Below are 26,156 nucleotides of genomic sequence, written 5' to 3'. Positions count from 1 at the left end.
AGAGGGCCCACGACCGGCCGATCCCGGTTTCGAAAGTGATGGCCAGGCGGTCTGCGGCACACCCCAGGATCCGCTGAGAGCTGCTGCCTCCCGGCCCTGACTCGGTTCACGGGCTGGCGTTGCACAGGACCCGACCATCACATTCCAAACCGGGCGTACGGCCCGGGACCGCCCAGGATAGCGGCAATTGTTGGGAGCCTGCCGGTCAGGGTGCGGTAGATTTCGGGGTTCCGGGAGGGGTGCGAGAGCGGCCGAATCGGCACGCTTGGAAAGCGTGTGTGGCGCAAGTCACCGTGGGTTCGAATCCCACCCCCTCCGCGTCCGGGTGTCGTGAGCCATCAGAAACGGGTGAACCTATGAGGTCCATCCATCACCTCAGGCCGGGTGCGCCGCACCGTTAGCGGAGGTAGGCGTCCCCGCCGTCGATGTTCACGGTGGTGCCGGTCATGTAGCCGGCGGTGTCGCTGCACAGGAAGGCGACCACTCGGCCGACGTCGATCTCGGCGTCGCCGACTCGCTTGAGGGCGAATCGTTCCTGGAGGGCGGCGTAGCCCTCGGGGTTGAACTCCTTCCAGTTCTCCATGGCCGGCGACATCGCCACCGGCATCAAAGTGATGGCCCGGATGCCGTCGGCCCCCCACTCCATGGCCGCCGCCCGGGTGATGGACTGCATGGCCGACTTCACCCCGGCGTACACCCCCATGCCGCTGGGGTCGGTCTTGAGGCTCGACCCCGAACTCTGGTTGATGATCACCCCGCCGCCGCAGAGGTGGGGATGGCAGAGCCGCATGAAGCGGATGGCGGCCAGGGGGCCTGAGGTCCACGCCGCCATCGAGGCTTCGTCGCTCACCTCCAGCAGGTGGCCATGGGGTACCTGCTGAGCGTTGTTGACCAGAATGTCCACCGTGCCGAAATGCGCCACCGTGCGATCCACGCACGACGCGATCTGTTCCAACTCGTTCACGTCACACACCACAGCCAGAGCCGAGCCGCCCCGTTGGGCGATCTCGGCGGCCACTGCCTGGACCTTGGATTCCGTGCGGGCCGCCACCGTCACCCCGGCTCCTTCGGCCGCCAATGCCAAAGCGATGCCCCGACCCACCCCCTGGCCGCCGCCGGTCACGATGGCCGTCTTCCCCTCAAGCATTCCCATGGGGCCTGACCCTACTCCGCCCCGCAACGGTTCCCCGGCGCGCGGGTCACAAACGCGGAGAGGGTGGGATTCGAACCCACGAACCACCTCGCGGCAGTTACTTCCTTAGCAGGGAAGCGCCTTCAACCTGACTCGGCCACCTCTCCAGGCCCTTCCACCCTAGCGTCTTGCTCCCAGCAGGGACCGGTGCTTTTGCGGACGGGCCTCCCATAAGCCCTCAGGCGAAGGCAGGCACGACGATTCCTGTGGCGTACCTCTTCCGAAACCGCCGCCCCTCGGCAATGGGCCCGCCGCTAGTCTGCTCCTCGGAGGGATGGCAGAGCGGACGAATGCAACGGCCTTGAAAGCCGTAGGGCCTTTTGGGGTCCCGGGGGTTCGAATCCCCCTCCCTCCGCCCCGTCAACGAAATGACTACACCGCTCAGGGAGGTGCATGGCAATGACCACCCCGGCCTGGTCCCAGCCTCGCGTGGCCATCGTGACCGGCGGCGGTTCGGGCATCGGTGCATCCATCAGCCGGCGCCTGGCTGCCGATGGCGCCGCCGTGGCGGTGTTCGATCGCATCGGCGAATCGGCCACAGCCACGGCCGCGGCCATCGAAGCCGCCGGTGGTCACGCCCTCGCTGTGACGTGCGATGTGGCCGATCGGACCTCGATCGCGGCTGGGGTGCAGAAAACTGCCGACATGCTCGGCCCCCCGACCATCCTGGTCAACAACGCCGGGATCGCTCCCTTCGAGCGGTTCCTGGAGATCTCCCCGGAGTCCTTCGAGCGGGTCATGGCGGTGAACCTGCGGGGCACTTTCGAATGTTGCCAAGTGGTCATCCCCCACATGATCGACCAAGGCTGGGGACGGATCGTCAACATCTCTTCCTCCAGCGCCCAAACCGGCAATTTCGGGCAAACCCACTATTCGGCGTCCAAGGCTGCGGTCATCGGATTGACCAAATCGTTGGCCAGAGAGTTCGGTCGCAAGGGCATCACCGTCAACGCCATCCCCCCCAGCTTCATCGAGACACCCTCGCTCCACCAGGCCGCCCAGGGGGGCCACCTCGGTGGCGGCATCGACGACCACATCCCCACCACCCCGGTTCGCCGGGTCGGCCAACCCGACGACATCGCCGCCGCCTGCGCCTACCTGTGCCGCGACGACGCCTCCTTCGTGACCGGCCAGGTCCTCGGCGTCAACGGGGGCCGCGTCATCATCTGACCGCCCGCTCCCGTTGCCGCGGCACACCGCTAGGGGGAGGGGGCGATGTGGCCTTCGAGGGCGTAGGGGCGGTAGGGGCCGAAGATGCTCTGCTCGAGGACGCCGATGCCCTCCCGGTCGCCCATGCGGACCTTCATGAGGTGCTGGACGTGCTGGTTCTCGAAGGCATTCTCGTCGACGTCGGCCAGGTTCCAGCGTTCGGACTCCATGGCCAACTCCCCCTTCCAGGCCCCGTGGGGCCAGGTGGGGTGGCTGTAGCCGATGCCCTTCATGCGGTAGGTGAACTGCTTGTCCATGGTGATCTGATGGCGAATGTCGGTTTCCAGGGAGGTCATGGCCAAGGTGGCCGACTGGATCATGCGGCTGCCGGGCTCGAAGGTGAGCTTGTGTTCCAGGCGGTGCATGGGCTCCACGTCGGGGTCCTCCACTCCGGGGATGTCGGCAATGGAGTCATAGGCGGGTAGGAAGGCCCCCACGTGGAATCGGGGACGACCCAGGGTGTCCTCGAAGAGCTGGTAGTGGCTGCACATGTCGTCCCAATGGAGCGGGGCCCACAGGAAGAACAGGCCCATGGCCCGGGGGGGCTGGGGAGCCCCCCGGTTGTCGCCCCCGGCCACCGGACGGACTCCCCAAGAGCGGTCCTTGGTGCCGTAGGTCTCGGTGCGGTCGATCTCCATGCGGCGGCCGTCGTACTGAATCCAGCCGTGCCAACGCCCGAACTGGGTGAAGCGGGTGGTGTCCATGATCCGGCGGCTGCCGTCCGACCAGTGATGACGGGGTTCTTCGATGGCGGCGGTGCGGGCCTCGAAGGTGAGATCGGCGGCAACGTCGGTGTCGTTCGGCTCCAGCACCACCCGACAGGCCTTCATCGGCTCGGTGATCTCCAAGCGGAATGGGCCCACGGCCACGTCCGTCGGCTCGGGGTTGGCCCGGGCCGAGGCGTGGAACGCATATTGCACGCCGTCGTGGACGAGGCTGATACCACAGTCCTGAATGCCGAGATGGGGATAGCGGGCGGTACCCACCCCGAGGTACATGTCGCCCACCTTGGAGTAGCCGTTGAACCAGTAGCGCTCGTAGAAATCCTTCTCCCCGGTGGCGGGAGTGGCGATGGGATCGGGGGTCTGATGGATGGGGAAGTCGTCGTACTTGCTCAGCATGTGTCCATGGTGCCAGATCGTCTCCCCGAAGGCGAGGGTCAGAGGGGCTGGTATCATCGCAGGGGCGAAGATCGCAGAGAGAGGAACCCACCATGAGCACCGGCAATGGCGACCAGCACACCTTCCGCACCTTCCAGCTCCGCAATCTGGAGGACACCCCCGGCTTCGACCGGCTGAGTGCCCACCAGCAGATGGTGACACGGGTGGTTGGTTCGGTGCTCCCCTTCAAGACCAACAACTACGTGTGCGAGCAACTCATCGACTGGGACAACGTGCCCGACGACCCCATGTTCCAGCTCACCTTCCCCCAGGAGGGGATGCTCGACCCCGAGCACTTCGCCCGCATTGCCGACCTGATCAACGCCGAGGCGCCTCAACCCGAGATCAAAGCGGCCGCTCGGGAGATCCAGTTGAGCCTCAATCCCCATCCTGCCGGGCAGGTGGAGATGAACGCCGGCTACCTGGAGGAGGAGGTGGTGCAGGGGGTGCAGCACAAGTATCGGGAGACCGTGCTGTTCTTCCCCACCCAGGGCCAAACCTGCCACGCCTACTGCACCTACTGCTTCCGGTGGCCCCAATTCGTGCAGCTCGACGATTTGAAGTTCGCCAGCAAGGAGATCGATCGGCTGGTGGCCTACCTCCAGCGCAATCCCACGGTCTCCGACGTGCTGTTCACCGGCGGTGATCCGATGATCATGCGCACCGAGCTGATTCGCCGCTACGTCGAGCCGCTGATGGCCGACGACCTGGAGATCAGCACCATCCGGTTCGGCACCAAGGCCCCGGCCTACTGGCCCTACAAGTTCACCGAAGGCGAAGAAGCCGACGACCTGCTCCGGTTGTTCGAGGAGGTCGTGGCCTCGGGTCGCCACCTGGCCATCATGGCCCACTATTCGCACCCGGTGGAGCTGGCCACCGACGCCTCACGGCAGGCCCTGCGCCGGATCATCGAGACCGGGGCGGTGGTGCGGTGCCAGGCACCGCTGATCCGCCACGTCAACGACAGCGCCCGGGTGTGGGCCGACATGATCACCACCGAGGTACAACTGGGAGCGGTGCCGTACTACATGTTCGTGGAGCGCGACACCGGGGCCAAGCGGTACTTCGAGGTGCCGCTGGTGGAGGCGTATGAGATTTACACCGACGCCTACAAGCAGGTGTCGGGGCTGGCTCGCACCTGGCGGGGTCCGTCGATGTCGGCCACGCCGGGCAAGGTGCTGGTGGACGGCATCACCGAGGTCGGCGGCGAGCGGGTGTTGGCCCTGAAGTTCGTGCAGGGGCGCAACCCGGACTGGGTGAACCGGCTGTTCTTCGCTGCCTACGACCCGCACGCCTCATGGTTGGACGAGCTGCGGCCCGCCTTCGGCGAGGAGAAGTTCTTCTGGAGCGACGAGCTGGACGCCATGAAGACCGACCACGGCCAGCGGGTGGAGCTCATCACCACCCGGGCCGCGTGACCGGGAGGGTCCGACGGGCCCGGTGACGGGCCGGCCGTGATCGATCGGCCGACAACGGCCGGATCAGCTCATTCCCATTCGATGGTGCCGGGGGGTTTGGATGTGATGTCGTAGGCCACCCGGTTGATGCCGTCCACCTCGTTGACGATCCGGCTGGACATCTGTTCCAACAGCTCGTAGGGAAGCCGAGCCCAATCGGCGGTCATGGCGTCGTCGCTGGTGACGGCGCGGATGACCACCACTTGTCCGTACGTGCGTTCGTCGCCCATCACCCCCACGGTGCGGATGTCGGGGAGCACGGCGAACGCCTGCCACACGTCTCGCTCCAGCCCGGCGGCGGCGATCTCGGCCCGAACGATGGCGTCGGCCCGGGCCAGCAACCCCACCTTGTCGGGGGTGACCTCGCCGATGACCCGCACCCCGAGGCCGGGGCCGGGGAAGGGTTGGCGCCACACGATCTCGTCGGGCAGGCCCAGCTCCTGGCCGACGGTGCGGACCTCGTCCTTGAACAGGTCGCGCAGCGGCTCCACCAACTCGAAGTCCATCTCGTCGGGGATCCCGCCCACGTTGTGATGGCTCTTGATCTTGGCGGCGGCGTCGGAACCCGATTCGATCACGTCGGGATACAAGGTGCCCTGCACCAGAAAGGCGGCCCCGTCGATGTCGTGGGCCGCCTGCTCGAAAATGCGGATGAACAGTTCACCGATGATCTTGCGCTTCTCCTCGGGGTCGATCACCCCGGTCAAGGCGTCGAAGAAGCGGTCGGCGGCGTTCACCGCGATCAGGTCGATGCCCTGGGAGCGGCGGAAGGCGTCGATCACCTGGTCGCTCTCGCCCTGGCGCATCAGGCCGGTATCCACGTAGACGCACGTGAGTTGGCGGCCCACCGCCCGGTGGACCAAGGCGGCGGCCACCGCCGAATCCACCCCGCCCGACAAGCCGCACACCGCCCGGCCGTCCCCGATCTGGCGGCGCACCGCGGCCACCGCCTCATCGATGAACGACGCCGTGGTCCACGTGGGGGCCAACCCCGCCCCCCGATAGAGAAACCGCTCCAGCACGGCCTGCCCGCCGGGGGTGTGGGCCACCTCGGGATGGAATTGGACGCCGAAAATGCGTTGTTGGGGATGCTCGAGGGCGGCCACCGGCGCCTGAGGGGTGGAGGCCGTCACCCGAAAGCCCGCAGGCGGGGTGGTGATGGAGTCGAAGTGACTCATCCACACCGACCGCTCCCCCCGTTCTTCGGTGTCCGCGGCGGTGGGGCTGTCGGGTCCGTCCCCCGCCGGGGTCCGGTCGTCGGCGTTGGCGTCCAACAGGAGGCTGGGAGACCGCACCTGCATGGCGGTGCGTCCGTATTCCCCCACGCCGGTCTGCGACACCCGGCCCCCCAGTTGGGCGGCGATGAGCTGCGCCCCGTAGCAGATGCCGAGAATGGGAATGCCCAAGCGGTAGACGTCGGGGTCGATGCGGGGTGAACCCTCGACGTGGACCGACTTGGGCCCCCCGGAGAAGATCACCGCGCCCGGTTGCCGGTCGGCGATCTCGGTGGCGGGCAGGGTGTGGGGGACGATCTCGCTGTAGATGTGGGCCTCGCGCACCCGCCGGGCAATGAGCTGGGCGTACTGGGCGCCGAAGTCGACCACCAAGACCGGGCGGTCTCGGCTTGCGGTTGCTGAAGGAGGCTGGTCCGGGGGGCTCACCGACCCATTCCGATGCCCTGGGCCCGCTGCAGGGATTTGCCCTCGGTCTGCAGGGAGGGGGCCACCATGATGTCGGCTTTCTGAAACTCCTTGAGCGTCTCGTACCCGCAGGTGGCCATGGAGGTGCGCAGGGCCCCGAACAGGTTGAGCCGGCCGTCGTTCTCCCGGGCCGGCCCGACCAGGATTTCCTTGAGCGTTCCCCGGGGCGTGGTCTGCACCCGGGCCCCCCGGGGCAGGGTGGGGTGAAAGGTGGCCATGCCCCAGTGGTGACCCCGACCGGGGGATTCACAGGCGGCGGCCAGCGGTGATCCGATCATCACCGCGTCGGCGCCGCACACGATGGCCTTGGCGATGTCGCCCCCGGTGGCCATGCCCCCATCGGCGATGACGTGGACGTACACCCCGGTCTCGTCCAGGTGGCGCATTCGGGCGGCCCGGGCGTCGGCGATGGCGGTGGCCTGGGGCACGCCGATGCCGAGCACCCCCCGGGTGGTGCAGGCCTGACCCGGCCCCACCCCCACCAGGATGCCCGCGGCCCCGGTGCGCATCAGGTGCAGGGCGGCGTCGTAACTGGCGCAGCCCCCGACGATCACCGGGATGTCCAGACCACGGACGAACTTCTTGAGGTTCAACGGCTCGGTGGTCTTGGACTTGTGCTCGGCAGTCACCACCGTGCCCTGGATGACCATGAGGTCGAGCTCGGCGGCCAGCATGTGGGGCGCCAATTCGGCCGTTCGTGGGGGAGTGACGGAGGCGCAGGAGATGACCCCGGCATCCTTGATCTGGCGGATCCGCTGTTCGATCAGATCGGGCTTGATCGGCTCGGCGTACAACTCCTGCATCCGCAGGGTGGCCTTGTCGGGGGGTTGGGCCGCGATGTCGTCCAGGACGGGTTCGGGATCCTCGTAACGGGTCCACAATCCCTCGAGGTTGAGCACCCCCACGCCGCCCAACTGACCGATGGCGATGGCCGTCTCCGGGCTGGTCACCCCGTCCATGGCGGCGGCCAGCAGGGGGAGATCGAATCGGTAGGCGTCGATTTCCCAGGCAATGCTCACATCGTCGGGATCACGAGTGCGACGGGTGGGCACGATGGCGATGTCGTCGAATCCGTACGCCCGTCGACCGGTCTTGCCCAGTCCGATCTCGACTTCGGCCATGGCGGCGACCCCTTCTGCGCTGGAAACCAACCAGTGTACGGCTGAACAGCCGGAGGTTGGGGATTTACCCCGAGCCTGCGTTGGGCGGCCTCACGCGGCGGCCCGGAGGAGCGTCCAGAGTTCCTGCAGATGGTGGTGTTCGGTGTGGGGGCTGCCGATGGCCACCCGCAAGGTCAGGCGATCCTCCAGGGTGGTGTGGCTGATGAAGGCCCGCCCCGAGTTGTTCACGTGATCCATGACCCGCCGGGAAGCCTCGTCGCCGTCGACGTGGCGGAAGCAGACCAGGCTGAGCACCGGGGTCACCGCCAACTCGAAGCGGTGGTCGGCCGCCACCCACTCGGCCAGCTCCTTGGCCCAGGCCACGTGGCGGCGGACGTGGGCTCGCAGACCCTCCAGCCCGTAGTGGCGAATCACGAACCAGAGCTTGAGGGCCCGGAATCGACGGCCCAGGGCCACACTCCAGTCGCGGTAATCCACCGTCTCGTGATCGCCTTCGGCCAAGGCGGCCGCCGTGCCGTCGGAGAGATACTCGGCCTCGGTGGCCAGGGCGTTGAGCAGGTGACGGCGATCGGCCACGTAGAACACCGAGCAGTCGAGGTTGGTGAGCATCCACTTGTGGGGGTTGAACAGGTAGCTGTCCACCTCGTCCAACCCGGCGTTCAGGTGTCGCAACTCGGGACAGACAGAGGCGGTGCCGGCAAAGGCGGCGTCCACGTGAATCCAAGCGTCGAAGTTGGACGCCACCCAGGCCAGTTCGGGGACGGGATCGACGGCGGTGGTGGAGGTGGTGCCGATGGTGGCGCCCACGAAGAACGGAAGCAGACCGTCGTTGCGGTCCTTGACGATCTCGTAGGCCAGATGGTCGGCCCGCATGGCGTAGTCGGGCGTGGTGGCGATCCGCCGAACGCGGCTGTCGGGCAGGCCGGCCACCCGCAGCCCCTTGGCCATGGAGTAGTGGGCCTGTTCGGAGACGTAGGCCGTCATGCGCCCCAGGTCGTCAGCGCCCCCGGCCCGGTCGCGGGCGGCCAGGATGGCGCACAGGGTGCCCGAGGAGGCCCCGTCGGTGATGACCCCGTTACCCCGGAACGCCGGGGGCAGTCCCAGCGCGGCCACCAGCCAGTCGAGCACGAGCTGTTCCAGTTCGGTCACCGCAGGGCCGGTGGTCCACATGGCCCCGTGGGCTCCGAGACCGGCCGAGATCAGCTCGCCCAGCACGGACGGGCCGCTGGAATTGGCCGGGAAGTAGCCGTACATGCCCGGTGCCTGCCAGTGGGTCAGACCGGGCAGGATCACCCGGTCCAGGTCGGCCAGCACGTCGGTGAAGTCCTCACCGTATTCGGGAGCTGCGTCGGGCAGGCGGTCGCGAACGTCGCCGGGGCCCACACCGGCCATCACCGGGAAGTCGTCCAGTCGGGCCAGGTAGTCGGCCACCCAGTCCACCGCCTGGTGACCCCGACGGCGGAACTCCTCGGGATCCATGTGGTCGGGACGCTCGGCCATGCATCCCATTGTGGCCGACGGTGGCGGGTGAACCGCCACCGTCAACGGCCGTGAGGCCCTGGAGGGGTTGGGTCGGGCCGGGCGAAGCCCCGGCACCGGCTCCCGACCAGGTGTTACATCATGCCGCCCATACCGCCCATGCCACCCATGGGGTCGCCGCCCGGTGGCATCGGCGGGGCCGGAGGTTCGGGCTTGTCGGCCACCAAGGCCTCGGTGGTCAACAGCATGGCGGCAATGGAGGCCGCGTTCTGCAGACCGGCTCGGGTGACCTTGGCCGGGTCGATGACCCCGGCGGCCACCAGATCCTCGGTGGCCCCGGTGGCGGCGTTGAAGCCGATGGTGCCCGAGGTGGCCTCGATGTCGCGTACCACGATCGATCCCTCGTAGCCGGCGTTGGAGGCGATGAGGGAACACGGCACGGTCAGGGACTCCAGCACGATCTTGGCGCCGGTGGCCTCGTCACCGCTCAGGCCCTCGACCACCGAAGCCACCGCGGGTCGGGCCCGCAACAGCGCGGTGCCGCCGCCGGCGACCACGCCCTCTTCGATGGCGGCCCGAGTGGCCGACAGCGCATCCTCGATGCGGTGCTTCTTCTCCTTGAGCTCCACCTCGGTGGCGGCCCCGACCTGGACGACGGCCACGCCGCCGGCCAGCTTGGCCAAGCGCTCCTGGAGTTTTTCCCGGTCCCAGTCGGAGTCGGTGTTCTCGATCTCCTGGCGGATCTGGGCCACCCGTCCGTCGACGTCGGCCTTGGTACCGGCCCCCTCGACGATGGTGGTGTCGTCCTTGGTGACGATCACCTTGCGGGCGGTGCCCAACAGATCCAGGGTCACGCCCTCCAGGTTGAGTCCGACCTCCTCGGCCACCACCTGGCCGCCGGTGAGGATGGCCATGTCCTGGAGCATGGCCTTGCGGCGTTCACCGAAGCCGGGGGCCTTGACCCCCACCGAGTTGAACGTTCCCCGGATCTTGTTCACCACCAGGGTGGCCAGGGCCTCGCCCTCCACGTCCTCGGCGATGATCAGCAGCGGCTTGCCGGTCTGCATCACCTTCTCCAGGACGGGCAGCAGATCCTGCACCGAGCTGATCTTGCCCTGGTTGAACAGAATGTAGGGCTCGTCCAGGACCGCCTCTTGGCGTTCGGCGTCGGTCACGAAGTAGGGGGACAAGAAGCCCTTGTCGAACTGCATGCCCTCGACGAAGTCCAACTCCATGCCGAAGGTGTTGGACTCCTCCACGGTGACCACACCGTCCTTGCCCACCTTGTCGATGGCCTCGGCGATGACCCCGCCCACCGCCTGATCGGCGGCGGAGATGGAGGCGACCTGGGAGATCTCCTCCTTCTGCGAAATGTCCTGGGACTGATCGGCCAGGGAATCCACCGCGGCGGCCACGGCCTTCTCGATGCCCCGCTTGAGGCTCATCGGGTTGGCGCCGGCGGCCACGTTGCGCAGGCCTTGGCGGACCATGGCCTGCGCCAACACGGTTGCCGTGGTGGTGCCGTCACCGGCGATGTCGTTGGTCTTGGTGGCCACCTCTTTGATGAGCTGGGCGCCCATGTTCTCGAACTTGTCGTCCAGCTCCACCTCACGGGCGATGGACACGCCGTCGTTGGTGATGGTGGGGGCGCCGAACTTCTTGTCGAGGACCACGTTGCGGCCCCGGGGGCCCAAGGTGACCTTGACGGCGTCGGCGAGCTGGTTGACGCCCGACTCGAGGCCGTGGCGGGCCTCCTCGCGGAATTTGAGGATCTTGGTCATCGTGGCTACTTGACGGTGGCGAGCACGTCACGGGCCGACAAGATCAACAGATCCTCGCCGTCCACCGTGATCTCGGTTCCGCCGAACTTGCTGTACACCACGGTGTCGCCGACGGACACGTCCAGCGGGATCAACTCACCGGTGTTCTCGGACCGCTTGCCCGGTCCCACGGCGATGACCTCACCCTGCTGGGGCTTCTCTTTGGCGGTGTCGGGGATGACCAGGCCGCTGGCGGTCATCTCTTCTGACTCACCGGGGCGGACAACGATTCGGTCATCAAGGGGCTGTAGCGCCATCTTGGCCTCCAAATGGTTGACTTGAGTGTTAGCACTCTCGATAGGCGAGTGCTAACAGTAGGGCCTGAACCGGTCGGAGGCCAATTCAGACCGCAGGATTGCCGGACGCCAACAGGGGCAGGGCCAAGTTGGGGTCGGCCCCGGTGTCCAGCGGGGAGGGGCCGTCGAGTCGGAGCCGCTGCCAGCCGGTGGCGGCCACCATGGCGGCGTTGTCGGTACACATGGATCGGCTGGGGAGAAAGCCGCTGATGCCGTCGGCCACACAGGCGTCCAGCAGCCGTTCCCGGAGCGAGGAATTGGCGGCCACCCCACCGGCCAGGCACAGCCCCTTGGCCCCGAACTCGGCGGCCGCCTTGCGAGCCTTGTGGACCAGCACGTCGACCACCGCTTCCTGGAACGACGCGGCCACGTCGGCCACGTCGAGGTCGGGGTGGCCCCGCACGTGGTTGACCACCGCGGTCTTGAGGCCGCTGAAGGAGAAGTTGTAGCCGTCGTCGTACATGGGACGGGGAAAAGCCACCGCCGTCGGGTCACCGGTGATGGACAGTCGGTCAATGACCGGTCCGCCGGGGTAGCCCAGATCCATGAACCGGGCCACCTTGTCGAACGCTTCGCCCGCGGCGTCGTCCAGGGTCTGGCCGATGAGTCGGTAGCGTCCGAAGGCCTCCATCAACACCAGCAGGGTGTGCCCCCCGGAAACCAACAGCACCACCACCGGTAGTTCCATGTCGGGCTCCTCCAGGAAGGAGGAGTACAGGTGGGCCTCCAGGTGATTGACTGCCACGAAGGGCACATCCCACACCAGGGCCAGGGACTTGGCCGCGCTCACCCCCACCAGCAGGGCTCCGATGAGGCCGGGCCCGGCGGTGGCGGCCACGGCCTGCACGTCGTGGTCGCTCAGCCCCGCTTCGATCACCGCCTGGGCCACCACCGGGGTGAGCCGCTCCACGTGGGCTCGGCTGGCCACCTCGGGGACGACCCCCCCGTAGCGGGCGTGCAGGTCGACCTGGCTGCTCACCACCGACGACAGCACGTCGGTGGGTCCGGCGACGACCGCCGCCGCGGTCTCGTCGCAGGAGGTTTCGATACCCAACACGATGGTCGAGGTGTCACAGTGGGATTCCGAGTTGATCATGTGCAGTCCAGTTCCACCGCTGTGTTGACGAGGCGGTTGGTCTCCGGGGTGTACGGGTTGGTCATGTGCAGTCCAGTTCCACCGCTATGTTGACGAGGCGGTTGGCGTAGTCGGGGTGATGGATGTTGTCGGCCCGCATCACCACCGCGTCGGGCGACAGGCCCATGTCGGCGTAGTAGCCCCGGTGAATGCCCACGGGGGCCAGACCGAACCGGCGATACAGGGCCTGGGCCACGGGATTGTCGGTGGCCACCTCCAGGGCGAGGCTGGTGCTGCGCCGGCGGGCGGCCAACGCCAAGGCCAGGAACAGGCGGGCCCCGATCCCCCGACCCTGAAGGACGGGCGCCACCGTCATGGTGGTGACGTGGGCTTCGTCCTGGTCGAAGGCCATGCCGCCGTGGCCCACGATCCGGCGATCCTCGGAGGCGTGGCGAGCCACCAGGTACAGCCGGTCGTCGGCCCGGGCCAGCTCGGACTCGTAGGCTGCTCGACTCCACGGCACCGGGTAGCAGGCCGCGTCGATGGCCATGACCTCGGGGAGCATCGAGGCGGTCATGGGTTGCACGGTGACGGCCCGGGCGGTGGTTCCGGGGACCGAGCTGAAGGCGGCCGGGGCAACGGGGGTGGCGGAGGTCATGGCGCGGGGCGGGTGTTCCAGTTGCTGTCGGCGTCGGGACCCCGAAGGTAGATCGGCCGCAGCTCCCAGGGCTTGACGAATTCCTCGCGCAGGGCCCGGGCATGGGCGAGCTGCACCAGCGAGGAGGCCGAGGGGTGAGCCAGGTCCTGTTCGGCGATGTCGATCTTCTGCAGCCGGTCGAACACCTCGCGGTAGCGATGGGCGCCGTCGCCCACCAGAAGCACATCGTCGCCCGCGGCCAGCAGCTCGGAGGCCAGGTCGTCGGGGGTACCCACCTGGGCGGGCGACACCCGCTGGACCCCACCGGGCACCTGGCGGTAGAAGGCGTAGAAGAGCTCGCTGCGCCGGGCGTCGATGGCCGCCACGATCACCCGCTGGGTGTGGCGCACGGCGAAGGCCAGGAGATCCAGGCTGGACACCCCGATCATGGGGGCGCCCAGGGCGTAGGCCACGGCCATGGCGCTGGAGATGCCCACCCGCAGGCCGGTGTACAGGCCCGGTCCCACGTCCACGGCCACGCAGCCCACGTCGCGCAACTCCACCCGGGCCTGGCGGATGATGAACTGGATTTGCGGGGCGATGGCCTCGGCGTGGCGTCGGCCCCGGGCGCTGTGGGCCGACGCCAAGGTCCCCTCATGACCGCCCAAGGCGCATCCCACCTGTTGGGTGGCCGATTCGATCCCCAGGATCAACACGGGGAGCGCCGGGGGTGAACGGTCGGCGGGCAGGAGGGCGCGAGTGGCAACACGGTGGTCCTCACGGGGCGCCGTCCCGCCACGGGGCCACGGCCTCGGCCACGAGCGCGGTGCGGGCTTGCCAGCGGGCGCCCCGGGGGGTGAGCGTCACCACCCGCGCATCGGGGGGACTGTCGGGACCGTCCCCGAAGGTGAGGGCCACCTCGAGGTAGTCGTCGGGCAGGGTTTGGCGAATGGTGTCGCCCCACTCGATGAGAATCACCCCATTGCTGTCCAGCAGCTCGGGCAGGCCCAGGTCGAGCACCTCGGCGGCGTGATCCAGCCGAAACACGTCCAGGTGATGCAGGAGCAACGTGCCGTGGTATTCCCGGGCCAGGGTGAAGGTGGGGCTGGTGACCGGATCGGTGATGTCCAAACCGGCGGCAAATCCCTGGGCGAACGTGGTCTTGCCCGCCCCCAGGTCGCCCACCAAGAGCAGCAGGTCACCCGGTTGGGCCGCCTGGGCCAAGCTGGTGGCCAGCGCCTTGGTCTCGTCGGGCGACCGGGTGTGGATGCGGATCATGGGGCCATGGCCAGGCGCGCTCGCACCAGATCGGAGCGCATTTGGGCTTCCTGGAGACCGCCGCCCCGCAGCACGGCGGCCGGGTGGAAGGTGGGGATGAGCACCGCGTCGGCATCGGGCAGGGGATAGCTCTGGCCCCGCAATTTGGTGATCCCGGTGGTGGTGTCCAGGAGCAGCTTGGACGAGAAGTTGCCCAACGAGACGATCACCCGGGGGGCGATCAGGCGGATCTGGCTCTCCAGCCAGGGGCGGCAGGCGGCCACCTCCTCGGGCTTGGGATCCCGGTTGTCGGGGGGGCGGCACTTGACCACATTGGCGATGTAGCACTGGTCACGGGTCATCCCGATCTCCTCGGCCATCAGGCGGTCGAGGAGCTTGCCCGACCGGCCCACGAAGGGGAGCCCTTGCTTGTCCTCCTCGGCGCCCGGACCTTCGCCGACGAACATCAAGTCGGCGTCGGGGCTGCCCATGCCGAAGACCACCTGGGTGCGCCCGTTGGCCAGCCCGCACTTGGTGCAGCGGGCCGCTTCGGCGCCCACCTGGGCCAGGGTCAAGGTCACCATCCCAGGATACGTTCCGGCTGCGACATTCCACGAGGAGGGTGGAGTAGCCGGACCGGCTGCGGCTCACCACTAGGGTCGGTGGTGATGCTGGGAGAGGGACAGGACGTGCTGGTGGGGCATTGGACCGATGCCGGGGCCCGTACGGGATGCACGGTGGTGGTGTTTCCCGAGCAGACCACGGCCTCCGGGGAGATCCGGGGGGGTGCGCCCGCCACTCGGGACTTCAGCCTGCTGGATCCGGGACGGACGGTGGAGCATGTGGATGCGGTGGTGCTGTCGGGCGGTTCGGCGTTCGGCTTGGCGGCGGCCGACGGGGTGATGCGCTGGTGCGAGGAACAGGGACGGGGGTTCCCCACCCGAGGTGGTCGGGTGCCCATCGTGGTGGGCCTGTCGCTCTACGACCTGGCCACCGGTGACGGCTCGGTGCGTCCCGGTCCCGACGAGGGCTACGCCGCGGCCCAGGCCGCCACCGACGCCGCCCGCCACAATCAGGCCGAGCTGGGCCGGGTGGGCGCGGGCACCGGGGCGACCATGAACAAATGGCAGGGGGCCGAGCAGGCCAAGCCCGGCGGGTTGGGTGGGGCGCTGGTGGTGGTGGACGGGGTCCGGGTGGGGGCATTGGTGGCGGTGAACGCGGCGGGCCGGATCAACGACGGCACCGTGGTGGACGCGTTGGTCGCCGGTACCTACCAGCACCGTGAGTCCGAGCCGTTCGCCCCCGACGACGAGAACCCCGCCGTGACCAACACCACCATCGGGGTGCTGGCCACCAACGCCATCCTCACCAAGCGGGACTGCCATCGGGTGGCCCGCAGCGGCCACAGCGGCATGGCCCGGGCCCTGATCCCGGTCCACACCGATGGTGACGGAGACGCCTTGGTGGTGGGGGCCACCGGCCGGGTGGAGGCCCATGTCGGCTTGGTGCGGCTGATGGCCGCCGCCGCCGTGGAGACAGCGATCCGCTCGGTGGGCCAAGATGACCACCGACACGCCTGACGACAAGGGGGACGGACATGGAAGAACTCGCCGGAAAAGTGGCGGTGATCACCGGAGCGGCCAGCGGTATGGGCCGGGCCATGGTTCGCAGGGCGGCGGCCGAGGGCATGCGGGTGTTGGCCGGGGACATCGACGAGGCCGGGTTGGCCGAAACGGTCGGCGGGCTGGAGAACGCCCAACTCATGCTGACCGACGTCACCAGCCCCGACGCCAACGAGGCCTTGGCCCGGGCCGCCCTGGACCGGTACGGGGGCATCCACCTGGTGCATCTCAACGCCGGGGTGCTCACCGGCGGCTTCACCTGGGAGAACACCGTGGACGACTGGCGGTGGGTGCTGGACGTGAACCTGTGGGGGGTGATCCACGGGGTGCGCAGCTTTGTGCCCCGGATGTTGGAGCAGGGTGAGCCCGGCCACGTGGTCATCACCGCGTCGGTGGGGGGCTTGACCTCCGGGGGGTTGCTCGGCCCCTACACCACCTCGAAGTACGGCGCGGTGGCCATCGCCGAAGCGCTGCACCGGGAGCTGGACATGATCGAGGCGCCCATCGGGGTGTCGTGTCTGTGCCCCGGCCCGGTGGCCACCGGCATCTTCCGGGCCGAGCGCAACCGGCCCGATGCCTACGACGACACCTGCGGTCCCATGTCGGCCGATGCCGAGGCCGCGGCCTTCCACGAGAGCCTGATCAACGCCATCGACGAAGGCACCGATCCGGCGGTGATACCCGACTTGGTGTTCGATGCCGTCCGGACGGACAAGTTCTGGATCTTCCCCCACCCGGAATTCAAGGAGCGGATCGCGGCCCGCACCGAGTCGATCCTCAACGAGACCAACCCCAGCTACACCATCGGCCTCCCCGACGGTGAGGTGTCGCCCCGGTAAGGAGCGGCCTCTACGAAGACCAGCGGGTCAGCCTGACCGTCGTCCGGGTGTGCTCGTGGTGTCCAACCTCATCAGGAAAACCGGTGGGGGACGCGACGGCCCAGTTGGCAGACGATCTCGTAGGCCACCGTGTCCAGCCGCTCGGCGATCTCGGTGGCGGTGATCTCCTCGTCGCCCTGTCGGCCCAAAAGCACCACCTCGTCTCCGGGTGCGACGGGGTGATCGACCCCGCAGTCCACCATGGTTTGGTCCATGGTCACCATGCCCGCGATGGCTCGGCGCCGGCCCCCGATCAGCACCTCACCGCCGCACACCCCCAACCGTCGGGACCAGCCGTCGGCGTAGCCGATGGGGATGGTGGCCAGTTGGGTGTCGGCCGGGGCCCGATAGTGGTGCCCGTACGACACCGGGGTGCCCGCGGCAATGGTCTTCACCATGGCCACTTCGGTGCGCACGGTCATGGCCGGCTGCAGGGGCAGGTGGGCGGCCATGGCCGGCGACGGCGGGATGCCGTAGATGGCGATGCCGCACCGCACCATGTCGAACCGACCGGCGGGATGGGCCATGGCCACCGCCGAGTTGGCCAGGTGGCGGCTGAAGCCGTGGTGGCCCGCGAGCCGCAGACGGGACAGCAGGTGGTTGTACTGCTCGATCTGGTAGGCGGTGAAGGAGTTGTCGGGCTCGTCGGCCACCGCGCAATGGGTCCAGACGCCGGCCAAATCCAACGTGCCCCGCTCGGCGATGGCGTCGGCCAGCATCAGGACTTGGGCCGGAGGAGCCCCGACCCGGGCCATGCCGGTGTCCACCTTGAGGTGGACCGGGAGACGCTCCCCGGCGGTGGCGGCGGCCGCCGCGGCGGCGGCCAGGCCCTCCCCCTGATACACGGTGGGCGTGAGCCGGTGCTCCACCACGGCGGCGAACTCGTTGGGGCGAGGCTCCGACAGCAGCAGAACAGGGATGTCGATGTCCGCCTCCCGGAGTCGGCGACCCTCGTCCACCAGGGCCACGGCCAACATGGTGGCCCCCGCTTGCGCGGCCGTGCGGGCCACCGGGACGATCCCGTGGCCGTAGGCATCGGCCTTCACCACCGCACACAGCTCGGCCGGCTGCACCAACTCGGCCAACAGGCCCACGTTGTGGGCGATGGCGGGCAGGCTGATGTCGGCCCAGGTCGGCCTCACGCTGAGGCCTCCGTTGTGGTGGCGGTTGCGTGGCCGGGGTCCCCGGCAGTGGTGCCCTGGGCCGCTCGGCGGGTGGGGGAAGCCGGCTGAGCAGCCAGGGCGGCCTCCCAGGCGGTGGGGATTCGCGGGGGCAGATCGGAGGCGGTCACGCCCACCGGCGGGGTGGCGGCCGCCGCCCGACCGTGGAGCCACGCGGCGGCGGCCGCCGCGGTGAAGGGTTCCACCCCCGCGCTGAGCAGCCCGCACAACAGACCGGCCAGCACGTCGCCGGTGCCCGCGGTGGCCAGTCGGGCGTCGCCGTTGGTGACGACCAGGGCGGGGCCGTCGGGATGGGCCACCACGGTGGTGGGGCCCTTCAGCAGCACGACCGACCGGGTGGCCGCCGCCAGCGAGCGAGCCGAGGAAAAGCGGTCGGGGTCGGGGCGGGTGCCCGTGAGGCGGTGGAACTCCCCGTCATGGGGGGTGAGGACGGTGGGAGCGGTCCGGGGCGCCAGCCGTTCGGCGGCGTCGCCGCCCAGCGCGGCCAGCCCGTCGCCGTCGATGACCAGGGGGAGAGGGGCGTGCGCCACCAGGTCGCGGATCATTTGGGTGGTGGTGGCCTCCCGTCCCAACCCCGGTCCGACCAGCATGGCCCGGAACCGGGACCAGTGGTCGAGCCCGACGTCGCGGGCCCAGGGCTCGTGGCCCAGGGCGAAACCCACGGCCTCCACGGGGGCGGCGGGATCGTGGTCAAGGCCCGGGGTGCTCAAACGCACGTAGCCCGAGCCCCCCCGCAGGGCGGCGGCGGCGGCCAAGTGGGCGGCCCCGGTCATACCCGGTGAACCGGCCACGATCCAGCAGGCGGACCGCCATTTGTGGGTGTCGGGCCGCCGTACGGGCAACCAGGCGCCGACGTCTTCGGCGGTCACCAGATGGGCGCGGGCTCCAGTGGTGTCCAGTCCGATGGGGGCCACCGTCACCGGGCCGCAGTGCTGGGCGCCGGGGTGCAGCAGCAGGCCGGGCTTCAGGGCCCCGAAGGTGACCGTTCCATCCGCGGTCCAGCAATGGCCGTGGATCCCGCCGGTCAAACCGTCCACCCCGGAGGGAATGTCGGCGGCCAGAATCGGGGCGGCCACGTGAGGGTCGTCCAGCGACGCCGGCGGAGGGGGTGGCCCGTGGGGGCGGCGCAAGCCGGTGCCGTAGGCGGCGTCGATTGCCAGGTGGGCGGGGGGCAGGGCGGTCGGGTCGTCGGCGGTGCTGATCACCGCCGTCCGTACCCCGCGACGTTGCAGCCGTCGGGCGGCGGCCCGGCCGTCGGCCCCGTTGTTTCCCGGCCCGGCCAGCACCGTCACCCGGCGCCCGTAGCCTCCCCCCAGCATGGCCAGCGCGGCGGCGGCCAGGGCCCCACCGGCCCGCTCAATCAGCTCCTCCACCGGTTCCGGGGCGGCGGCGTCGATGGCCGCCATCTCCGTGGGGGTGACGATGGGAATCATGGCGTGCCACCGGTGACCGGTGCCCGGGGCGGGGCGTTGCTGCGGGGGCCGAGACCGGCCCCGGTGCTCACGGCCGCCACCGGTCGGCCAACTCGGACACGGGCTCCAACAGCAGGTCTTCCATGGGGATGTCGCCCAGCCGGTCCAAGCGGAAATCGGGTTCGGTCTCGGTCACCTCGTCGCGCAGGGCGGCGAACCGGTTTCGGTAGCCCTCCAGGACCGCACGGGCCGCCTCCGTTTGCAGGCGGGAGCGGAATTGCACGTGCAGCAGGGTCAGGCCGGTGGTTTGACGGTCCTTGACCTCGGGAATGAGCACGATCGTGCGCCCGTCGGAGCGGCCCCGCACGGCGCGCACCTGACGTTCCACGGCCACCAGGTGCTTGCTGCCCCGCAACCCGGGATCCCGGTCGGTGCGAGAGGGCAACCCCACGGTGATCCCGCCCCGGTCGGTGGCGTGGATGGTGGTGCTGGGTGCCTCCGGGTCGCCGCTGATGGTGTACCGGATGTAACCGGTGACGGTGGCCACCGCCGGATCCAGGGCGGTCAGCGTGCGCAGCGTTTGGTAGCTGAGTTGGTGGCGGGGGGCGCCGGCGTCGAGCGCGGCCCGCACCAGGGGGACCTCCAGCAGGGATTCCTCGGCCCGGGAAATGCCCACGGTGACCGTCTTGGCCTGGTGGCGGATGGCGTCCACCGGTCGGGTGAGTTCACCCACGGCCACGGTGAGCATGGCGGTCAGATCCTCCAGGACCACCGCCGGGGTTCCCACCCGGCCTCGTTCCAGTTGGTAGGCGTCCAGTGGGGCGATGCCCAGGGCGTAACGGTACGTCGAGGCCAGCTCGGCGGCGGTGCCCGCGCCGAGACAGCCGTCGTAGCGGCCCTGGCGCAGGTCCTGGAAGAAGCGCTGGGCGGCCGGGGCGAACTGCGGGCGCAGGGCGGCCAGCAGCTCCTGGCTGTCGAAGTGGGGGGGACCGTCGGCCAACTCCGACTCGATGGCCGACCGGGTTTCCCGGAGCGGCTGGGCCAACTCGTCGATGGCCAGGGCCGACTCGTAACCGAACAGGTGCCCCACCATGGTGGCCAGCACGAAGGCCAGCTCGGGGGACTCGACGGACGGCGTGGCGATCACCTCGGAAGCGGCGTCGAAACGGGCCTCCCGGTCGGTGGTGATCACGATGGGTGCGGCCTTGTGGGCTCGGAAGATGGCCACTTCCTTGGCCACGTCGTCGGCGGTAGAGTCCGCCAGCCCGGCGGCACACACCAGGATCATGGGTTCCGACGACAGGTCGATGTGTTTTTTGTCCTCGGTGGCGTCGCAGGCGATGGACTTGTAGCACAGCTCCGAGAGCTTGATGCGCACCTCTTCGGCGGCCACCTGGTTGAGTCCGTTGCCCACCACCGCCCAATGGGGGCGGCCCAGGGCGTGGCGGCGGACGATGTCGCCGATGCGGTCCTGCAAGGTGAGCACGTCGGTCATGGCCGCGGGCAGATCGCGCAGCGAGTTGAGGAGTTGGTGGCGCCGTTGTCGACGGCGGGAGTCGAGGGGCCTTCCGTCACGGGCGGCGTCACCGATGGCCACGGCCAACAGCACCCCGGCGGCCACCTGGGCATAGAACGCCTTGGTGGAGGCCACGCTCATCTCCACGTCCCGACCGTCGGAGGTGTAGAGGACGCCGTCGGCCTTGTCGCACAGGTCACTGTTGCGCCGGTTGACGATGGCGATGACTGCCGCGCCCCGGCGCCGCACCAGATCCACCGTGCGGTTGGTGTCGGTGGTGGTGCCCGACTGGCTGATGGCGATCACCAGGGTGCTGCTCATGTCGGTTTCCAACCCGAACCCCGACAGCTCGGTGGCCTGCGCCGCGTTGACGTGGCGGTCGGGCAGCTCATGGCGCAAGAAATGGGCCAGGCTCCGGGCGGCCACCGCCGCGGTTCCCTGGCCGATCACGATCACCTCGGACAGGCGGCCCGCCGCCAGTTGCGTCCGGAGGCGGTCCGGGAGGGTCTCGGGGCCCAGGTGTACCTCCGGTGTCGGGGTGGTCGTAGCGTCCTCGGGGCCGGCCAGGCGGCCTCGCAGGGTCTTGCGGAAGGACTCGGGCGACTCGGTGATCTCCTTCAACAGGTAGTGGGGAAAGCCCCGACGGTCGATGTCGCGGGTGGTGATCTCCGCGGTCACGATGTCGGCGTCGGTCACCGGTTGGGGGGTGCCGTCGTAGGCCAACCGCCGGACGGCACTCAGGTCGCCCGCGTGTTCGGAGGTGAGCACCACCACTTGGCCCCGGACCTCTTTGTCGCTGCCGGGGTCGGCGGCGTCGCCCGTCTCGGCCTCGTTCATGAGGGTCTCGCCGTCCATGCGCAGGTAGCGGCGGGCCTGCTCCACCAGGCCGTAGGGCTCGCTGGCCACGATGTAGGCGTCCTCGCCCCCACCCACGTACAGGGCCTGGCCGCTGCCCCGAACGGCCAGGAGGAGTTGATCGGGGTGGGCGGCGGTCTGTCCGGCCACGGCCACCGAACCGCTGAGATCGGCCACCGTGTGGCGGAAGGCCTCGATCGCGGCCGCCGGCCCGGCGTCGGGGGCCAGGCGGGCCGACCAGAGGGTGGGAATGACCTTGGCGTCGGTGGTGATGCCCGGCGCCAACCTGAGCCCGTGACGGGCCACCAGATCGGTGTGGTTGTCCACGTCGCCGTTCAGGGCGCTGATGGCGTAGGGCCGGGAGGCATCGTCGGCCAGCTCCGAGTTGAGCGGATGAGCGTTGGCCTCGTTGATGAGGCCCACGCTGGCCCACCGGGTGTGGCCCATCACCACGGCGGAGGCGTGCTCGCCGTCGGCGGCGGCGGCCAACAGCTCGTCGGCGGCGATGGCCGCCCGCAGGGCGGTGGTGTTGTCCCCCAGTTCGCCGATTTCGGCTGCTGTCTTGTAGACGAAGCTCACGGCGTTGTCGGCCCACCGCACCGACCCCGACCGATAGAGCGGATCGGCCGCCCGCTGGGCCATCGCCGCGGTCACGGCTTTCGCCGCGGGATGAAACCCGTGGTCGCGGATCAGCACATGGAGGCCGGCCGAGTCCCGGCCCCGCACCTCCAAGCGGTCCAGGGCCGAAAGGGCGACGTGGACCGAGCTGAACACGGCCAGGGCGGCATCGCCGGCAGCGGGGCCGGCCAGTTCGGACACGGCGTCGGCAGCGCTCAGCCGGTCGTGGCCGATGGCCCACAGGGCGTCCTTGATGCGGATGAGGGCGGCGTTGATGGCCTCGGTCGCCCGGTCGCCCGTGTGGTGGTCGAGATCGGCCTCCCGGGTGGCCACCAACTGCTCGATTTCGCTGAGCCCGGCTCTGACGGTGGCCCGGAGCGACTTGTCGGCCAGCAAGGCGTGCAGTCCGGGCATTCCCTCCAGCAGGCGATCCACCTGCTCCAGTTGGTCGGCGGACGTGTGGAATCGGCGGGCCAGGTCAACGCCGGGGTGGAGGTTGCGCAGGGCGTCGACCACCGGATTCAACAGGGCGAAGACCTCGGCTGAGGTCGGGGGAACTCGCTGGGACCGGCGGCGGACCACCGCCACGATGCCGCACATCCGGCCCCAGGCTAGTGGCCCTTCTGGGCGATGGCGTGCCGCCGACAGCCGGTTGCACTCAGGCCAAGGCGGCGACCACGTGGGTGGCCGCCACTTCGGCGGCTTCGGCGGTTTCGGCCTCGACCATGATCCGAATGACCGGTTCGGTGCCCGAAGGGCGCACCAGGATTCGCCCGTGGTCGCCCAGGTTCTGCTGAGCGGTGGTCACGGCGGCCGACAGGCGGTCGTCGTCGATGCCCTCGGGTTTCACGGCCACGTTGCGGAGCACTTGGGGCATCCTGGTCATGGACTCGGCGGCCAGATCCCGCAAGGGGGCGCACCGGCGGGCCATCACCTCCAGGAGTTGCAGGGCGGTGATCATCCCGTCGCCGGTGTGGGCCAGTTCCGGGAAGATGATGTGACCCGACTGCTCTCCCCCCAGCGCCCATCGGCCCTGTTGGAGGGCGGCCGACACGTGCCGGTCGCCCACCGGGGTGGTGACCACGTTGATGCCCCGCTGTTCCATGGCCCGGTGAAAGCCGAGGTTGGTCATGACCGTGACCACCACCGTGTCCTCGGGCAGCCGTTGGTGTTGGTGGCGGTCGAGCGCGCAGATGGCGATGATCTGGTCGCCGTCCACCACCTCACCGGTGTGGTCCACGGCCAGCACTCGGTCGGCGTCACCGTCGAAGGTGAGGCCCAGATCTGCTCCCCGTTGCTCCACCGCCCGGGCCACGGTGTCGGGGTGGGTGGAGCCACACCGGTGGTTGATGTTGCGGCCGTCGGGCTCGGCGTTGATGACGGTGACGTTCACCCCGTGGGCCCGCAGGGGAGCGGGGAGGGTGGCCACCGCCGATCCGTGGGCCGCGTCCACCACCACGTGCAGGTCGGGGCTGTCGAAGTGGGCGGTGGCGCCGATCGCGTCCCGGTAGGCCCCCACCAGGGCCGACCCGTCGGTGGTGCGGTGACGGGGGGCCGGGTGAGCTGCCCACGACCGGCGCGGATCGGCCATGGCCGACTCCAGGGATTCCTGGACGTCATCGCCCAGCTTTTGGCCCCCCGGTCCGAACAGCTTGATGCCGTTGTCGGTCCACGGATTGTGCGACGCCGAGACCACGGCGCCGCACAGGTTGTCGCGGGCGGCGGCCCAGGCCACCGCGGGGGTCGGAACCACGCCCATGTCCAGGGTGGGAACCCCTGCGGTGGTGAACCCGGAGATGAGGGCGTCGGCGAAGTCGCGGCTGGACGCTCGGGTGTCGCGCCCGATCACCACCGGGTCGGAGATGCCCACCACGTCGACCATGGCCTGGGCCAGACGGACCACGTCGTCGGGGAGGAGTTCTTCGTAGGCTCGGCCTCGAACCCCGTCGGTTCCGAAGCGCAGCACTTAGCGCTTGGAGTACTGAGGTGCCTTGCGGGCCTTCTTCAGGCCGTACTTCTTGGATTCCTTCTTGCGGTCGTCTCGGGTGAGGAACCCCGCCTGCTTGAGGATGTCCCGCAACTGGGGATCCAGGGACACCAGGCCTCGGGCGATGCCCAGTCGCAACGCTCCGGCCTGCCCGTTGGCCCCGCCGCCGTGGACGTTCACGTCGATGTCGTACGCCTCGTGGGTGTTGGTGAGCCGCAACGGCTCCATGTAGGTCATCCGGTGGCTGCGGGACGGGAAGTAATCCTCGTCCTGGCGGCCGTTGACCGTCACCTGTCCGGTGCCGTGGCGGAAACGGATGCGGGCCACGGCCCGCTTGCGTCGTCCGGTCGCTTGGGTCAAGGGGGCGGCCATCACGAATCTCCCGTGCGGGACCGGGCTGCCGCGATCTCCAGGGGCTGGGGCTGTTGGGCGCTGTGCGGGTGCAACGGCCCGGCGTAGACCTTGAGTTTGCGAATCATCTGGCGGCCCAATCGGTTCTTGGGGAGCATTCCCTTCACGGTGCGCCGCACGGCCTCGGCGGGTTGGGTGGCCAACAGGTGGCCGTAGCTGGTTTGGCGCAGACCACCGGGGAAGCCGGAGTGGCGGTACACCTGCTTGTCGGCGCCCTTGCTGCCGGTGAGCACCACCTTGTCGGCGTTCACGATGATGACGTGGTCGCCGGTGTCGAGATGGGGGGTGAATTCGGGCTTGTGCTTTCCTCGCAACACCCGGGCCACCTCGGTGGCCATGCGGCCGAGTACCAAGCCGTCGGCGTCCACGACGTGCCACGCGCGTTCGACGTCGGTGATTTTCGGGGAGTAGGTGGGCATCGACTTTCCTTCAGACGCGATCCCGGAATGGATCATGATACGGCCTCGATTGGTGGCGTGACAACTGCCCCGGCCCCGCTCACGACGAAAAGCCCTCGTAGGAAACCGACCAGAGACACAGCCCGTGAGGCGGGGCCAAGGTGGGCACCCCGGCTCGGTCGCGGGCGGCCAGCATGGTGGCCATGGCGTGCGGGGGGCGGCGGCCGCGGCCGATGTCCACCAGCGCTCCGGTGAGGGCGCGCACCATCTGGTGGCAGAACGAGGAGGCCTCGATCTCGAACCGCACGAGGGCCCCGTCTCCCGAACTCCAGGAGGCTCGCTTGACGGTGCGCACCCGGGATTTCTCCGCGCCGTCGGCGGTGTGCTGTCGGCGACAGAAGGACGAGAAGTCGTGCTCGCCCACGACGGCGTCGGCGCCCTCGTTCATGGCACCGATGTCCAGCGGGTCGGGTTGGTGCCAGGCCGTGGCGGCCAGGAAGGGATGGTGGACGTCCTGGTTGAACACGCTGTAGCGGTAGGTGCGGCTTATGGCGTCGAAACGGGCGTCAAACCCGGCGGGGGCCGGTTCGATGCTCCGGATGGCGATGGCCGGGGCCAACATGCGGTTGACCGCTGTGCGGGCGGTGGGTAGGTCGGCATGGTCGGGGGCGGCGAAGCTGACCACTTGTCCCCACGCGTGGACACCGGTGTCGGTTCGGCCCGCACAGGTGACCTCCACCGGTTGGCGCAGGCAGCGGGTCAGGGCGTCGGTCAGCTCGCCACCGACCGTGCGGACCCCGCGGTTGACGGCAAAGCCGTGGAACGGTCCCCCGTCGTAGGCGACCGTGGCTCGAACCTGCACCGCGAGAACCGGC

General features: G+C 69.3%; 23 protein-coding genes, 3 tRNA genes and 1 other RNA gene. 6 read left to right on the top strand and 21 right to left on the bottom strand.

Annotation, left to right across the window (positions count from 1 at the left end):
• Nucleotides 1-37: 37 nt before the first annotated feature.
• Nucleotides 38-136, bottom strand: an RNA gene (gene ffs / locus ACOQPQ_RS10490) — signal recognition particle sRNA small type.
• Between the two features lie 97 nt (nucleotides 137-233).
• Here ffs and ACOQPQ_RS10485 point away from each other — a divergent pair.
• Nucleotides 234-318 (top strand) — tRNA-Ser (locus ACOQPQ_RS10485).
• 79 nt (nucleotides 319-397) lie between these two features.
• Here the strand turns inward: ACOQPQ_RS10485 and ACOQPQ_RS10480 are convergent.
• Together ACOQPQ_RS10480 and ACOQPQ_RS10475 are read right to left on the bottom strand one after the other, a co-directional pair.
• Entirely contained in the window at nucleotides 398-1,153 is a 756-nt protein-coding gene (locus ACOQPQ_RS10480; protein WP_420639382.1) for an SDR family NAD(P)-dependent oxidoreductase, read from the bottom strand.
• Between the two features lie 55 nt (nucleotides 1,154-1,208).
• A tRNA-Ser gene (locus ACOQPQ_RS10475) sits at nucleotides 1,209-1,299 on the bottom strand.
• A 161-nt stretch (nucleotides 1,300-1,460) separates the two neighbouring features.
• Here ACOQPQ_RS10475 and ACOQPQ_RS10470 point away from each other — a divergent pair.
• Together ACOQPQ_RS10470 and ACOQPQ_RS10465 are read left to right on the top strand one after the other, a co-directional pair.
• A tRNA-Ser gene (locus tag ACOQPQ_RS10470) sits at nucleotides 1,461-1,547 on the top strand.
• Between the two features lie 44 nt (nucleotides 1,548-1,591).
• A complete protein-coding gene (locus tag ACOQPQ_RS10465) occupies nucleotides 1,592-2,362 on the top strand; it encodes an SDR family NAD(P)-dependent oxidoreductase (protein ID WP_420639381.1) in 771 nt (256 codons plus the stop codon).
• 29 nt (nucleotides 2,363-2,391) lie between these two features.
• Here the strand turns inward: ACOQPQ_RS10465 and ACOQPQ_RS10460 are convergent, their stop codons facing one another.
• On the bottom strand, nucleotides 2,392-3,522 hold the full coding sequence (locus ACOQPQ_RS10460) for a hypothetical protein (RefSeq protein WP_420639380.1): 1,131 nt from the start codon (nucleotides 3,520-3,522) through the stop codon (nucleotides 2,392-2,394).
• 92 nt (nucleotides 3,523-3,614) lie between these two features.
• Between ACOQPQ_RS10460 and ACOQPQ_RS10455 the strand changes: the two genes are divergently transcribed.
• A complete protein-coding gene (locus ACOQPQ_RS10455) occupies nucleotides 3,615-4,979 on the top strand; it encodes a KamA family radical SAM protein (RefSeq protein WP_420639379.1) in 1,365 nt (454 codons plus the stop codon).
• Nucleotides 4,980-5,047: 68 nt separating this feature from the next.
• On the opposite strand, the gene guaA is transcribed toward ACOQPQ_RS10455, so the two are convergent.
• The 10 genes from guaA to ACOQPQ_RS10405 all read right to left on the bottom strand — a co-directional run bounded on the left by guaA (nucleotide 5,048) and on the right by ACOQPQ_RS10405 (nucleotide 14,984).
• Nucleotides 5,048-6,679 (bottom strand): glutamine-hydrolyzing GMP synthase, encoded by a 1,632-nt coding sequence (gene guaA, locus ACOQPQ_RS10450; protein WP_420639378.1) that lies wholly within the window; start codon nucleotides 6,677-6,679, stop codon nucleotides 5,048-5,050.
• A complete protein-coding gene (locus ACOQPQ_RS10445) occupies nucleotides 6,676-7,839 on the bottom strand; it encodes a GuaB3 family IMP dehydrogenase-related protein (RefSeq protein ID WP_420639377.1) in 1,164 nt (387 codons plus the stop codon). Before ACOQPQ_RS10445 ends, guaA begins: the two co-directional genes overlap by 4 nt.
• Nucleotides 7,840-7,929: 90 nt before the next feature.
• Nucleotides 7,930-9,339: a pyridoxal-dependent decarboxylase gene (locus ACOQPQ_RS10440; RefSeq protein WP_420639376.1), complete on the bottom strand. Its 1,410-nt coding sequence runs from the start codon at nucleotides 9,337-9,339 to the stop codon at nucleotides 7,930-7,932.
• Nucleotides 9,340-9,452: 113 nt separating this feature from the next.
• Nucleotides 9,453-11,099, bottom strand: a complete 1,647-nt coding sequence (gene groL, locus ACOQPQ_RS10435) for a chaperonin GroEL (RefSeq protein WP_420639375.1) — start codon at nucleotides 11,097-11,099, stop codon at nucleotides 9,453-9,455.
• A gap of 5 nt (nucleotides 11,100-11,104) precedes the next feature.
• Entirely contained in the window at nucleotides 11,105-11,395 is a 291-nt protein-coding gene (gene groES / locus ACOQPQ_RS10430) for a co-chaperone GroES (RefSeq protein WP_420639374.1), read from the bottom strand.
• Nucleotides 11,396-11,480: 85 nt separating this feature from the next.
• The gene (gene tsaD / locus ACOQPQ_RS10425) at nucleotides 11,481-12,530 is read right to left on the bottom strand and encodes a tRNA (adenosine(37)-N6)-threonylcarbamoyltransferase complex transferase subunit TsaD (protein ID WP_420639373.1); all 1,050 of its coding nucleotides are present in this window, start codon (nucleotides 12,528-12,530) and stop codon (nucleotides 11,481-11,483) included.
• Nucleotides 12,531-12,591: 61 nt separating this feature from the next.
• Nucleotides 12,592-13,167 carry a ribosomal protein S18-alanine N-acetyltransferase gene (gene rimI / locus ACOQPQ_RS10420; RefSeq protein ID WP_420639372.1) on the bottom strand — a complete coding sequence of 192 codons (576 nt, stop codon included), beginning with the start codon at nucleotides 13,165-13,167 and terminating at the stop codon, nucleotides 12,592-12,594.
• Nucleotides 13,164-13,862: a tRNA (adenosine(37)-N6)-threonylcarbamoyltransferase complex dimerization subunit type 1 TsaB gene (gene tsaB, locus ACOQPQ_RS10415; RefSeq protein WP_420639371.1), complete on the bottom strand. Its 699-nt coding sequence runs from the start codon at nucleotides 13,860-13,862 to the stop codon at nucleotides 13,164-13,166. The genes rimI and tsaB overlap by 4 nt, the downstream gene beginning before the upstream one ends.
• Nucleotides 13,863-13,923: 61 nt before the next feature.
• Nucleotides 13,924-14,424 carry a tRNA (adenosine(37)-N6)-threonylcarbamoyltransferase complex ATPase subunit type 1 TsaE gene (gene tsaE / locus ACOQPQ_RS10410; RefSeq protein ID WP_420639370.1) on the bottom strand — a complete coding sequence of 167 codons (501 nt, stop codon included), beginning with the start codon at nucleotides 14,422-14,424 and terminating at the stop codon, nucleotides 13,924-13,926.
• Nucleotides 14,421-14,984: a uracil-DNA glycosylase gene (locus tag ACOQPQ_RS10405; RefSeq protein WP_420639369.1), complete on the bottom strand. Its 564-nt coding sequence runs from the start codon at nucleotides 14,982-14,984 to the stop codon at nucleotides 14,421-14,423. Before ACOQPQ_RS10405 ends, tsaE begins: the two co-directional genes overlap by 4 nt.
• An 87-nt stretch (nucleotides 14,985-15,071) precedes the next feature.
• Between ACOQPQ_RS10405 and ACOQPQ_RS10400 the strand changes: the two genes are divergently transcribed.
• Together ACOQPQ_RS10400 and ACOQPQ_RS10395 are read left to right on the top strand one after the other, a co-directional pair.
• On the top strand, nucleotides 15,072-15,983 hold the full coding sequence (locus ACOQPQ_RS10400) for a P1 family peptidase (protein ID WP_420639368.1): 912 nt from the start codon (nucleotides 15,072-15,074) through the stop codon (nucleotides 15,981-15,983).
• A gap of 17 nt (nucleotides 15,984-16,000) precedes the next feature.
• On the top strand, nucleotides 16,001-16,864 hold the full coding sequence (locus ACOQPQ_RS10395; protein ID WP_420639367.1) for an SDR family NAD(P)-dependent oxidoreductase: 864 nt from the start codon (nucleotides 16,001-16,003) through the stop codon (nucleotides 16,862-16,864).
• Between the two features lie 71 nt (nucleotides 16,865-16,935).
• On the opposite strand, the gene alr is transcribed toward ACOQPQ_RS10395, so the two are convergent.
• The 7 genes from alr to truA form a co-directional block, all read right to left on the bottom strand.
• Nucleotides 16,936-18,045: an alanine racemase gene (gene alr, locus ACOQPQ_RS10390; RefSeq protein ID WP_420639366.1), complete on the bottom strand. Its 1,110-nt coding sequence runs from the start codon at nucleotides 18,043-18,045 to the stop codon at nucleotides 16,936-16,938.
• On the bottom strand, nucleotides 18,042-19,517 hold the full coding sequence (locus ACOQPQ_RS10385) for an NAD(P)H-hydrate dehydratase (RefSeq protein ID WP_420639365.1): 1,476 nt from the start codon (nucleotides 19,515-19,517) through the stop codon (nucleotides 18,042-18,044). Before ACOQPQ_RS10385 ends, alr begins: the two co-directional genes overlap by 4 nt.
• A 67-nt stretch (nucleotides 19,518-19,584) precedes the next feature.
• On the bottom strand, nucleotides 19,585-23,085 hold the full coding sequence (locus ACOQPQ_RS10380; protein WP_420639364.1) for an SIS domain-containing protein: 3,501 nt from the start codon (nucleotides 23,083-23,085) through the stop codon (nucleotides 19,585-19,587).
• A gap of 58 nt (nucleotides 23,086-23,143) precedes the next feature.
• The gene (glmM, locus tag ACOQPQ_RS10375; protein ID WP_420639363.1) at nucleotides 23,144-24,451 is read right to left on the bottom strand and encodes a phosphoglucosamine mutase; all 1,308 of its coding nucleotides are present in this window, start codon (nucleotides 24,449-24,451) and stop codon (nucleotides 23,144-23,146) included.
• A complete protein-coding gene (gene rpsI / locus ACOQPQ_RS10370; protein ID WP_420639362.1) occupies nucleotides 24,452-24,844 on the bottom strand; it encodes a 30S ribosomal protein S9 in 393 nt (130 codons plus the stop codon).
• Entirely contained in the window at nucleotides 24,844-25,302 is a 459-nt protein-coding gene (gene rplM / locus ACOQPQ_RS10365; protein ID WP_420639361.1) for a 50S ribosomal protein L13, read from the bottom strand. Before rplM ends, rpsI begins: the two co-directional genes overlap by 1 nt.
• Nucleotides 25,303-25,381: 79 nt before the next feature.
• Complete coding sequence (truA, locus tag ACOQPQ_RS10360) at nucleotides 25,382-26,143, bottom strand: tRNA pseudouridine(38-40) synthase TruA (protein ID WP_420639360.1); 762 nt, start codon at nucleotides 26,141-26,143, stop codon at nucleotides 25,382-25,384.
• Nucleotides 26,144-26,156 lie beyond the last annotated feature (13 nt).

The sequence above is a fragment of the Candidatus Poriferisocius sp. genome (assembly GCF_965219775.1).
GTDB lineage: Bacteria > Actinomycetota > Acidimicrobiia > Acidimicrobiales > Bin134 > Poriferisocius.
The sequence above is the reverse complement of the archived record's forward strand: the minus strand, read 5'-3'. Positions and strand labels throughout refer to the sequence as shown.